The sequence below is a fragment of the Bacillus sp. FSL W7-1034 genome, assembly GCF_038593365.1.
Taxonomy (GTDB): Bacteria; Bacillota; Bacilli; order Bacillales; family Bacillaceae; genus Bacillus; species Bacillus altitudinis.
On record NZ_CP151989.1, the window covers coordinates 3,720,141 to 3,732,921 of the forward strand.

Genomic DNA, 12,781 nt, shown 5'->3' on the forward strand with positions numbered 1-12,781 from the left:
AAAGACATGTTTGTTCAACCACCTACATGGCCAGAAGAATTTGCAAAACGCTACCGTGAAAACGGCTGTTGGCGTGGAGAAACCTTTAGCGGGATGCTTCGTGAACGCGCCGTATCGTTAGGGAATAAAACAGCGATTACATACGCTGATACACACATGAGCTATCAAGAACTTGATGAGCGCGTCAGCAGTCTTGCTGCCGGTTTTCATCAGCTTGGAATCCAAAAGGGAAGTCGAGTTGTCGTACAGCTTCCTAACATTCCTGCTTTTTTTGAAGTCGTTTTCGCTTTATTTCGTATCGGTGCTTTACCCGTCTTCTCACTGCCATCTCATAGAAGCAGTGAAATCACTTATTTTATTGAATTTGCCGAAGCAGACGCATATGTCATACCAGATATCGATGGCGGCTTTGATTATCGATCACTCGCACGTCAAGTGAAAGAAAAACTTCCCTCATTACCTCATGTCATTGTTGCAGGAGAAGCTGAGGAATTCCTAGACTTGGATGATTTGCGCAAGGACCCAGCACTTGATCCACAAATACATGTAGAGGCAAGCGACATTGCGTTTCTTCAGTTATCTGGAGGAAGCACAGGCCTTTCAAAACTCATACCTCGTACACATGATGACTATATTTATAGTCTTTGGAAAAGCAATGAGGTGTGCGAGCTCACACAACATAGTGTGTATCTAGCTACACTTCCAGTTGCACACAACTATCCATTAAGCTCGCCTGGCGTTCTTGGGACATTATACGCTGGTGGAAGAGTCGTTCTTGCACCTGGATCAAGCCCTGATGTCGTCTTTCCACTCATTGAAAAAGAACGGGCGACTATTACCGCTGTCGTTCCACCAATTGCATTGATTTGGCTCGAAGCCGCTCCTCATCGATCAGATGACTTATCGAGTCTTGAGGTCTTACAAGTCGGTGGTGCTAAATTAAGTGCTGAGGCAGCAAAACGAGTGATGCCTGCCCTTGGGTGTAAGTTACAGCAAGTTTTTGGCATGGCAGAAGGTCTGGTCAACTATACCAGATTGGATGATCCTGAACATGTCATTATCCATACACAAGGACGCCCGATGTCTGAATATGATGAGGTACTAGTGGTAGACGATGAGGACAAGCCCGTCCCGAATGAAGTGGCTGGACACCTTTTAACAAGAGGACCTTATACGATTCGCGGCTACTATAAAGCCGATGAACAAAACAAAAAAGCATTTACACCAGATGGCTTCTACAGAACAGGTGACATCGTGCGATTAACCAAAGAAGGAAATGTTGTTGTAGAAGGCAGAGACAAGGATCAAATCAATCGTGGTGGCGAAAAGGTTGCTGCTGAAGAAGTTGAAAACCATTTACTTGCGCATCCTGACATTCATGATGCCGCCATGGTGTCCATGCCAGATCCATTTCTTGGCGAACGCTCATGTGCCTTTGTTATTGCGAAAGGAAACAACAAACCAGCACCGCATGTCTTAAAGTTATTTCTAAGAGAACGTGGGCTCGCTGCCTATAAAATTCCTGACCGCATTGAATGGATTGATGCGTTCCCACAAACAGGTGTAGGAAAAATCAGTAAAAAAGCATTAAGAGAATTAGCTGCAATCCATACTGCCAACGTATAAAAAAGAGGAGTGAAAACCATGGCAATCCCTACTATTCCTGCGTATCCAATGCCAAGCATACATGATTTACCCGAAAATAAAGTGAACTGGATCCCTGATCCGAAACGTGCTGTCTTGCTGATACATGACATGCAGCAATATTTTTTAAATGCATTTCAACAAGATACTTCACCGATTACAGAGTTAGTGCAGCATATTGAACAATTACGTGATACATGCAAAGAACTCGGCATTCCAGTCGTCTATACAGCTCAACCTGGTGATCAAGACCCGAAGGATCGTGCCTTATTAACAGATTTTTGGGGACCTGGTCTTGGTGATGATGAAGCATTGACAAAAATCATTGATCAGCTTGCTCCATCTGAATCAGATACAATGCTGACAAAATGGCGTTATAGCGCATTCAAAAAATCCAACTTTTTAGATCTTCTTCACGAAGGCGGACGTGATCAACTGATCATTACTGGCGTATATGCACATATTGGATGTATGCTGACAGCCGCAGAAGCATTCATGTTCGATATTGAAACCTTTTTTGTCGCCGATGCCGTCGCTGACTTTTCACTTAAGCATCACAAAATGGCAATGACCTATGCAGCTGAACGCTGTGCAGTCACCACAACGACAAACCAAATCATCAGTCGTTTAACAGGACAAGAAGCAAACAGTGATGACCTATCCTTTGATGCCATCGTTCACCAAGTAGCTGAGTATCTTCAAATCAATCCAAATGAAATACCGCTTGACGAGAATCTCGTCTACCTTGGCCTTGATTCAATTAGAATGATGAGCCTAGCGGAAAAGTGGAGACAGCAAGGAGCAACAGTCAATTTCGTTGAGCTTGCAGCAAATCCAACGCTCATGTCTTGGCGGACTCTTCTTTTCCCAGAAAAACAGCCATCTATCCCAAATATCGATTACTTGTAAAGGAGGTTTAGGCCCTTGTCGATCCAGTCCGTCGATTCATTCCCACTAACCGGTGCCCAATCAGGCATTTGGTATGCGCAGCAGCTTGATCCATCTAACCCTATTTTCAATACAGCTGAGTATATAGAGATTAAAGGTCCTATTGATCCCATACACTTTGAAGCAGCCATTCGAAAGACTGTCTTAGAAGCAGATTCCTTGTATATGCAATTCGTTGAGGATACTGACGGTCCAAAGCAATGGATGACATCTAAGAAAGAAATCCCATTTCAATATGTCAATTTACAAAATGAAAAACAGCCGTTTGATGCGGCTAAAGCATGGATGAAAGCCGATCTTTCCACACCAATCTCTTTAGAGAAAGATGTATTATTCCGTGAAGTGCTTTTTCAACTTGCTGACGATCGATTCATTTGGTATCAGCGCATTCATCATATTGCCATTGATGGATTCGCCTTTTCGCTCATTGCACGTCGTGTTGCTGAGGTCTATTCAGCCCTATCGCAAGGGACACCTGTGCCTCCTCAAACATTTGGAGCTTTACATGATGTAGTCCAAGAAGAGATCACTTATCAACAGTCCAATCGATTTGAAGATGATCGAGCATTTTGGAAAAATCGTTTTGCTGATCAACCGGAAATTGTCAGCCTTGCTGAGCTTGCCCCAAGAACGTCGGATCATTTTATCCGGAAAACGGCTAGATACGATGCCGAAAAGGTAAGCAAAATGAAAAAAAACGCCCAAGCCTTCGGTAGTACGTGGCATGAAATGATTCTTGCCGCATCCGCACTCTATATGCATCGTATGACGGGTGCACATGATATTGTTTTAGGATTACCTGTGATGATGCGCCTTGGATCGTGCGCCTTGCAAACACCTGGAATGGTCATGAACCTGGTACCGCTTCGTTTAACATGCAAACCAGAAATGACGCTCTCAGCACTTGTTCGTCAAGTATCTGATGAACTGAAAGCCATTCGTCCTCATCAACGATATCGTCATGAAGACATGCGGAGAGACTTTAAGCTCATCGGAAGAAATCAACGATTATTCGGTCCACAGATCAATATCATGCCATTTGATTATGATCTCAAGTTCGATCAGAGCATTGGTCGAGCACACAATCTCTCAGCAGGACCGGTAGATGATTTATCGATCAACATATACGACCGTGCGGATGGAAACGGATTTCAAATCGACTTTGATGCAAACCCTGCTGTTTACAAAGAGACAGCCGTTGACGCTCATCAACATCGTTTTCTTCAATTGCTGGAGGAAATAACCGGACTAGAGCAAGATCAGACAATCAGTCAATTCAACCTTCTTTTGTCTGAAGAAAAAGAGAACATTCTCAAGCACTGGAATGATACAAAACGAGAATTACCAAAAGAATCATTACGGGAACTATTTGAAAAACAAGTGAGCAAAACGCCGCAAGCAAAAGCATTACAGTTTGAAGGAATCATTTTGACCTATGAAGAGTTGAATCAGCGGGCAAATCAGTTAGCTCATTATTTGAAAAATCGTGGCATTGGACCAGAACAATTCGTCGCAATCGCTCTGCCTCGATCCATCGATATGGTCGTAAGTCTATTAGCCGTCGTCAAAACGGGAGCCGCATATCTGCCACTAGACCCTGATTATCCTAACGATCGTGTCGCCTATATGCTAGAAGATGCCAAACCAGCGTGCTTGCTCACAATCAATGAGACAGCAGGTGGTTTGGACTATCCTCACATCGTTCAACTGGATGATGCAATTGTTCATCAGGAGATAGCAGACAGTCCGCATCTCAATCCTACCTGGAGCGAGGGCTCTCCACATCACCCCGCCTATATCCTCTACACGTCAGGATCGACAGGCAAACCAAAGGGTGTTGTTGTAACAAAGCGAAATGTAGTCAACTTTATATTGTCCATGCAAGATGCATTTTTATTAGATCAAGGAGACCAGCTTTTAGCGGTAACGACCATAGCCTTTGATATTTCCGGGCTAGAAATGTTCCTCCCACTTTTACATGGGGCTGCTATTTTATTGGCAAAAAAAGAAACGATACAAGAACCAGCAAAGCTTTCAAACATGATTCGTTCTCATCATGTCACAATCATGCAGGCAACACCAACGTTGTGGCATGCATTGGCAGATGAATACCCTGACGTGATCACAGGTATGCGTGTTCTTGTTGGAGGAGAAGCACTTCCTGCCTCCCTTTTGCACACACTGCAATCTCTTCAATGCGACATTACCAATTTGTACGGACCTACAGAAACGACGATCTGGTCTACGATGGAAAATGTCACAGCACATCAAGAGAATAGCGGGCCGGCAATTGGTAAACCCATTTGGAATACGAGCATTTACATTTTAGATGAAGGACTAAACCCAGTCCCAGCAGGATCAATCGGTGAACTTTATATTGCAGGTGAAGGAGTATCAAGAGGATATCTTGGACGATACGACTTAACGGCAGAACGATTTGTCGCTGATCCGTTCGGCACAAAAGGCACGAGAATGTATCGTACTGGAGATTTAGCCAGATGGCGTGAAGATGGTTCGATTGATTATATAAGCCGTGCCGATCATCAAATTAAAATCCGCGGCTTCCGTATTGAATTGGGTGAAATTGAAACCGTGATTATGCAGCATCAAGCTATAAAGCATACATCTGTGATCGTTCGTGAAGATCAACCTGGACAACAGTTGCTTTGTGCGTATGTTGTGCTGACAGACGACTCAGCTCTTCACCCTTCAGAGCTCAGGCAATTTGTGGCTGCATTACTTCCAGACTACATGGTGCCTTCTGCTGTTGTCGTTTTGCCGGAACTGCCACTTACACCAAACGGCAAAATCGATCGCAAAGCATTACCAGTGCCAAATATGTCTTTAGTTAGTTCTGAGCGTACACCTAGAACACCCCAAGAAGACATGTTATGTAGTTTATTTGCAGAAACACTTGGCCTATCTCAAATTGGTATAGATGATAGTTTCTTTGACTTAGGTGGGCATTCTTTACTTGCCGCTCGTCTGCTTCGACGTATACGAGATACATTCGGTGCAGACCTAAGCATGAGCACCATTTTTGAATCACCTCGGGTTGCTGAACTTGCGCAGCACTTGGACAAAGCGAAGGACATTCGACCGCCGCTTCAGGTAGAAAACAAGCCAGATGAGATTCCGTTATCTTTTGCTCAGAAACGGCTCTGGTTCCTTCATTGCCTTGAAGGTCCAAGTCCAACTTACAATATTCCACTTGTCATTCAGCTAACAGGTACACTAGATCAACAAGCTCTAACTGGTGCTTTGGCAGATATCACTGAAAAACATGAAACCCTTAGAACCATTTTTCCAAATAAGAACGGCATGCCAAGACAGGTTATTTTACACCCAAAAAGTGTTCAGCCTGAGCTCCATGTCACAGCTTCGAGTGATCAACAAATTGAGAATCAATTAAATGAATCCATTCGCTATAGCTTTCAGATTGAAGAAGAACCTGCACTGCGAGCAGAATTATTCACGCTTGATGCCAATCGGTCTGTCCTGCTTCTATTGCTGCATCATATCGCTGGTGACGGCTGGTCACTTGCACCGTTGACACGAGACTTAGCTGCTGCTTATGAAGCTCGTATTCAAGGGAAATCCACCCCATTGCCAGCGGAACCTGTTCAATATGCTGACTATGCTATTTGGCAGCAGAAACTGTTGGGCAGTGAAAAAGAGACGGATAGTCTATTTGCCAAGCAGCTCAGCTATTGGAAAGGTGCCTTACATGACCTGCCAGAAGAACTTGAGCTTCCCTATGACTTCCCACGTCCACAGGAAGGAAGCTTCAACGGTGCGACGATAGACTTTACGATCGAACCGGCTTTACATCAAAACCTTCTTGAGCTTGCGAAACAGCATCAAGTGAGTTTGTTCATGGTGCTTCAAGCATCCCTTGCAGCATTACTGACACGCCTTGGGGCGGGGACAGATATCCCAATCGGCAGTCCAATTGCTGGACGGAATGACGATGCTCTTGACGATATTGTCGGATTGTTTGTGAACACACTAGTATTACGTACAAATACAGCTGGTAATCCAACCTTCAGTGAGCTATTGAAGCGAGTGCGAAACGTTGACTTAGCAGCCTATGAGCATCAGGATCTGCCATTTGAACGGCTAGTGGAAATCCTAAATCCAACCCGCTCCAGATCACGGAATCCATTGTTCCAAGTGATGCTTGCCTTCCAAAATACACCGAAGGCGGAAATGAAGCTGACACAACTTGATTCGGATCTCTACGTAAAACCAGTGGGATCAGCTAAATTTGATCTGACCATCGAATTGACAGAACAAAGAACTGAAACTGGATCAGCAGCAGGATTAACAGGATTGTTTGAATTCAGCACAGATGTATTTAAACAAAGTACCGTTCGAGCAATCGCTGACAGAATGAAGCGCTTTTTAACAGAGATAGTTGAGCGCCCACATCTGCCGATTGGTCAAATGAACATTTTATCAGATCAAGAACGACAAACATTTCTCCCTGACAAACAGACATTCGCTCAGTCAGACCAAGCACATAGTCTCCCGGCCTTATTTGAAAAAACGGCGCAGCAATACCCTGATCGAGTGGCTGTAACGGATGGCAAGAGGCAGCTGACCTATGGTGAGTTAAACAACAAAGCTAATCGTCTTGCTCATTTATTAATACAAAGAGGCGTTGGACCAGAACAGTTCGTTGCACTTGCTCTGCCTAGATCAATTGATATGCTCGTCAGTTTATTAGCTGTTCATAAAGCAGGCGCAGCCTATGTTCCTCTTGATCCTGACTATCCAGCAGACAGGCTGGCATACATGATACAAGATGCCAAACCAGTTTGCAGCATCACAACAAAAGCAGCTGCATTGCATCTCCCTGCTGATTGCGATTTGATTTTGTTAGACGAAAAAGAAACGAGCGACCAATTGCTGACAATGCCAAATCACAATCCGGCTGATATAGACAGAATTGAGCCGCTATCTTCTCTGCATCCGGCCTATATTATTTATACGTCCGGCTCTACAGGGAAACCAAAAGGAGTGGTCATTCCACACCAAAATGTCATCCGTCTTCTGACATCTACTGAACATTGGTTCCATTTCGATGAAGAGGATGTTTGGACAATGTTCCATTCATATGCCTTTGACTTTTCAGTTTGGGAAATATGGGGACCCCTTTTATATGGCGGGCGACTTGTCATTGTTCCTCATACCATCTCTCGTTCTCCAGAAGAGATGATGCAGCTTCTAGTCGATGAAGGTGTGACTGTACTTAATCAAACACCTTCCGCCTTCTATCAGCTCATGCAGATAGACAAGGAACAACAAACACTTGGTCAAGCATTATCACTCCGCTATGTCATCTTTGGCGGTGAAGCATTAGAACTTAGCAGATTAGAAGATTGGTACAGCCGTCACTCAGACTGCAAGCCAAAATTAATTAACATGTATGGCATTACAGAAACCACCGTTCACGTTACGTACAATGTACTCAATCGAGACATGATCGCAAAGAAATCCAGCAGTTTAATAGGCGAACCAATTCCTGATTTACACGTGTACGTACTAGATGGATACCTACAACCTGTTCCACCTGGGACAACAGGTGAAATGTATGTAGCTGGAGCTGGTTTGGCAAGAGGTTATCTAGGCAGGCCTGACCTGACCTCAGATCGATTCCCTGCCGATCCTTATGGAGCGCCTGGCACAAGGATGTATCGTACAGGCGACCTCGCTCGCTGGACAGAAGAAGGGGCACTTGATTACATTGGTAGAGCTGATCATCAAATTAAAATACGCGGGTTTAGGATTGAACTTGGAGAAATCGAAGCCGTTCTATCACGCCACGACGCAGTTGCACAAGTTGCCGTCATTTTGCGAGAGGATCAGCCTGGCGACAAACGCTTAGTTGCATACATCGTCACAACTGAAGAAGACCATTTCGATACAGAGACTCTTCGCCATTTTGCGGCAGCCAGTCTTCCTGATTACATGGTGCCTGCGGCTTATGTACAGATTGATACGATGCCACTTACAGCAAACGGGAAGCTTGATCAAAAATCACTTCCGGCACCTCAATTGCACATACAGCAGACGGATGGCCGCGGCCCAAGAAACCCGAAAGAGGAAGTCCTGTGTCATCTTTTTGAAGAGGTGCTTGATTTGCCAAAAATCAGCATTGACGATCGCTTTTTTGATATTGGCGGGCACTCATTACTTGCGGTTCGTTTAATTAGCCGCATTCGTGATGCACTTGGTGTGAAACTGAGCATCGGAACATTGTTTGAAGCACCGAACGTTGCCAGCTTGGCAGAGAAACTAGAAACAGGAAGCGATGAAAACGCACTAGAAATTTTACTGCCGCTACGAACAAATGGAGAAAGACACCCTCTCTTCTGTGTTCACCCAGCAGGTGGTCTTAGCTGGTGCTATGCAGGTCTCTTGAATACATTAGAGAAAGACATCCCTATTTATGGATTACAGGCACGAGGAATCGCAAGAAAAGATGACTATCCGCATACACTCGATGATATGGCTGCCGATTATATTAAGCACATCCAAACGATTCAGCCAAAAGGCCCTTATCATCTACTTGGCTGGTCACTTGGCGGAAACGTTGTACAAGCAATGGCTACTCAACTCCAGCAGCAAGGTGAAGAAATCGCTCTCGTTGCGATGCTGGATGCCTATCCGAACCATTTCTTACCGATTAAAGAAGCACCTGATGAAGAAGAAGCACTAATCGCTCTTCTTGCACTCGGCGGTTATGATCCAGATACCTTAACAGGTGAACCGCTCACGATGAAAAGTGCTGTCGACATCTTGAAGAAAGACGGCAGTGCACTAGCAAGCTTAAGTGAGGATGCCATAAGAAATCTAAAAGAAACCTATGTCAACTCAGTGCGATTGCTCGGGGAATATCAGCCAAAAACTTATCAAGGGGACATATTATTCTTTAGATCTACCATTATCCCAGACTGGTTTACACCGATTGATCCCGAAGCATGGGCACCTTATATCAACGGAACCATTGAACAGCACGACATTCATTGCCGGCACAAAGACATGTGCCAGCCTAAACCCCTAGCAGAAATTGGTGTCATCTTAGACAACGCTCTGCACCGGGTCAAACAAAAGCACTAAGAATAAAGGAGAGATGACAAATGACAAATCCCTTTGATCGTGAAGACGGTGTATTTCTTGTGCTTGTCAATGAACAAGGACAACATTCACTTTGGCCATCATTTGCACCAATACCAGATGGATGGGAAAAGGTCTTTGGTGAAGACACTAGAAATGCCTGCATTGATTATATCCAGACACACTGGCAGGACTTACGGCCATTAAGCTTAACAAAAGAACCTGCGTTAGCACATGGAAAAACGGAATAAATCATCGCACCCTGATCTCCATCAGGGTGCTTTTTTGACAGAATAAACACACCATTTTCCAGCTCTTTCTGATACAATTCAATTGAGAATGTTTATCAATTAATAAGAGATCAGGTGGTTTTATGGGAAACAATCATCAATTATGTACAAAGGTAAATGCTGAACAATGCATTTATCGATTAACATATACTGAAAAAATAAATAATGCAGATCTTCCACATACGGAGCAGCAGTTGTCAGATACATTCTGCCTCCTCTTTAGCATAAGCGGCAGTGGTTTACTTACATTGAATGATCAAAGATGGCGATTGAAAAATCTGACACTCTATACGATGATGCCTGGGGAAACATTTATGTTGAAAACAGAGCCTTATCAAAAACACGAGCTCTATCTGTTTCGATTTCAGATGTACACGCTACAAGGTCAAAACATAGAAGAAGTATCAACTGAACATGCCCGTTCTTTACTGAATGTATGGCAATTTATCGATATTAGCTCGATTGAACAAATTCATTCTTTACTGTCCGACATGACAACAGAATGGCAAAAACCTGAATCCATTAGCTTTTTTAGAAGCCAAACCCTTTTTCAACAGCTCATCCTGCAGCTTTTCACACTGCATAAAGAAGACATTTGTGACACAACACACGCCCTTTTCAAAACAAAACAATATATCGATCAACATTCCGAAGAACCTCTCAGCCTTACAAGTCTATCTCATATGGCTGGTATCAGCGCCAATCATTACAGCGAGCTATTTAAAAAGCATTTTGATGTGAGTGTCACTGATTATATCACCAAGAAAAGACTGGCTAGAGCCAAACAGTTAATGGCGAAAGGTCATGCAAAGCTCAAAGACATTGCACAGGACATCGGCTATCAAGACCCCTATTACTTTAGCCGCATCTTTAAGAAAAAAACGGGTATCACTCCTTCTGCTTATATGAAAAGCCGTCAACGGAAAATGGCTGCCTATGGTCATTCCATACTCGGGCAGCTCACACCTATTCATATCATCCCATATGCTGCCCCTCTTCACCCTAAATGGACAGCACATGATTTTGAGCATTATGCAGAAGAAATTCCGATTCATCTGAGTGCACATCGTATCAACGAGCACGCTGAAGCCAATTTACAGCAATTGAAGGAAGCACAACCTGAGCTGATCATTGCCAATGATCATGTGACAGAGGCAGAAAAACAAGTGTTGAAAACCATCTGTCCTGTGCACTTTGTTCCATTCACACAATTGGATTGGCGCACTCAATTCAGACAAACAGCTCTGTTCTTAAACGAAACGAGGGAAGCAGAAGAATGGCTGCTTCATTACGAAGAACTCGTTAATCAAGCGAAAAAGGAATGCGTTATTGATCATCCACCAAGAACCGTCCTGCCTCTTCGTATCTTTCAAGATCAGCTCTACTTATCTGTCAATCGCACCTTGTCAGAAGTAATTTTTCATGACATTGGCCTTCTGCCAGCTTTTCAGAATGATGGCCAGCTCATCGAAAAAAAAATCAGCATTCACTCTATACAGCAGCTAGACCCAGATGCCATCTTCCTCTTGTTGCATAAAGAACCAAAAACCATTGCTTTTTATCAAAAATTAAAGCAACAGGAGGCTTGGCAAAATCTCAAGGCTGTGACGCAACAAGCCGTCTATCCACTCGCTTCTGACCCTTGGCGTGAATACACAGCAGCCAGTCATCAACGAGTCATTCAGGACCTTTTATCTTTTTTTCCGTAAAAAGTCCATCACTAGACAGATCATTGTCTATGGATAAAAGGACGAATGACTACTACAATCTTTAATTGAGAACAATTATCAGTTAAAGGAGAAAACAAATGAAAAAATGGTTCGCATTGCTTATCCTTTGTATCATGACGATCATCGCAGCAGCCTGTGGTGCTGCAGAAAATAAACCGGCTTCCAACACAACCAAAAGCAAGTCAGCTGAAGCAGCAGAAACAAATATCAAATACTTAGATCAAACGTACAAACTGAAAACACCAGTGAAACGAATCGTCATTGCTGGAAGCCTAGAATCGATGGAAGATGCAAAACTACTTGGTATCGACCCTATTGGGGCTTCTACTGTAGGCGGCACTTTCCCTGAATTATTTAAAGACATTACAGCAAAAACAGAAGGCATTGGGGAAAAAACAGAACCAAACCTAGAAAAAATCTTAAAACTAAAACCAGACGTGATACTCGGATCAACCAAGTTCCCGCCTGCAACAATTAAAAAACTAGATAAAATCCAAACGACGATCCCAGTATCACATGTCTCTTCCGACTGGGAAAGCAACCTTTTATTACTAGGTGAACTGACTGGAAAAAGTGAAGAAGCGAAAAGCATCATTTCTGATTATCAGAAAGATCTCAAACAAGCGAAAGAAACGCTGAAAGACAAAAGCAACAACAAAACAGCTGTCATTTTACGCATTAGACAGGGCGACCTGTACGTGTACCCTGAAGACGTATACTTCAACTCTACTTTATATGGGGACTTAGGGTTTACAGCACCAAGTGATATCAAAAAAGCCAAAGCACAAGCAATGATTTCATTGGAACGCCTAGGCGAACTCAATCCTGACTATATCTTTGTTCAGTTCTCCCAAGAGGAAAACTCATCGAATCCAAATGCATTGAAGGACTTAGAGGGAAATAAAATTTGGAACAGCCTAAAAGCTGTGAAAAATGGACACATCAATGAAAATGTCGTTGATCCTATGCTTCAGGGAGGAACAGCACTAAGCAAAACAACTTTCCTTGATCAGGCTGTCAAATGGCTAGATCAAACCAACTAAAAAG

At 43.5% G+C, this 12,781-nt stretch carries 6 protein-coding genes; all 6 read left to right on the forward strand.

What is annotated here, in order from left to right; translation table 11 throughout:
- Positions 1–6 precede the first annotated feature (6 nt).
- The 6 genes from NST73_RS19130 (at position 7) to NST73_RS19155 (ending at position 12,777) form a co-directional block, all read left to right on the forward strand.
- Positions 7–1,626, forward strand: a complete 1,620-nt coding sequence (locus NST73_RS19130) for a (2,3-dihydroxybenzoyl)adenylate synthase (protein ID WP_096882128.1) — start codon at positions 7–9, stop codon at positions 1,624–1,626.
- A gap of 18 nt (positions 1,627–1,644) precedes the next feature.
- Positions 1,645–2,553, forward strand: coding sequence for an isochorismatase family protein (locus tag NST73_RS19135; RefSeq protein WP_039169005.1), 909 nt, complete (start codon positions 1,645–1,647; stop codon positions 2,551–2,553).
- A 15-nt stretch (positions 2,554–2,568) separates the two neighbouring features.
- On the forward strand, positions 2,569–9,717 hold the full coding sequence (locus tag NST73_RS19140) for an amino acid adenylation domain-containing protein (RefSeq protein ID WP_342499289.1): 7,149 nt from the start codon (positions 2,569–2,571) through the stop codon (positions 9,715–9,717).
- 20 nt (positions 9,718–9,737) lie between these two features.
- Positions 9,738–9,965: an MbtH family protein gene (locus NST73_RS19145; RefSeq protein ID WP_024718451.1), complete on the forward strand. Its 228-nt coding sequence runs from the start codon at positions 9,738–9,740 to the stop codon at positions 9,963–9,965.
- Positions 9,966–10,087: 122 nt separating this feature from the next.
- Complete coding sequence (locus tag NST73_RS19150) at positions 10,088–11,713, forward strand: helix-turn-helix domain-containing protein (protein ID WP_144680320.1); 1,626 nt, start codon at positions 10,088–10,090, stop codon at positions 11,711–11,713.
- A gap of 98 nt (positions 11,714–11,811) precedes the next feature.
- Positions 11,812–12,777 carry an iron-hydroxamate ABC transporter substrate-binding protein gene (locus tag NST73_RS19155; protein ID WP_024718449.1) on the forward strand — a complete coding sequence of 322 codons (966 nt, stop codon included), beginning with the start codon at positions 11,812–11,814 and terminating at the stop codon, positions 12,775–12,777.
- Positions 12,778–12,781: the final 4 nt, after the last annotated feature.

Excerpts from the sequence above, each read along its gene's own strand:
- NST73_RS19130 (WP_096882128.1), top strand. The coding sequence starts at position 7 with ATGTTTGTTCAACCACCTACATGGCCAGAAGAATTTGCAAAACGCTAC.
- NST73_RS19135 (WP_039169005.1), top strand. The coding sequence starts at position 1,645 with ATGGCAATCCCTACTATTCCTGCGTATCCAATGCCAAGCATACATGAT.
- NST73_RS19145 (WP_024718451.1), top strand. The coding sequence starts at position 9,738 with ATGACAAATCCCTTTGATCGTGAAGACGGTGTATTTCTTGTGCTTGTC.
- NST73_RS19150 (WP_144680320.1), top strand. The coding sequence starts at position 10,088 with ATGGGAAACAATCATCAATTATGTACAAAGGTAAATGCTGAACAATGC.
- NST73_RS19155 (WP_024718449.1), top strand. The coding sequence starts at position 11,812 with ATGAAAAAATGGTTCGCATTGCTTATCCTTTGTATCATGACGATCATC.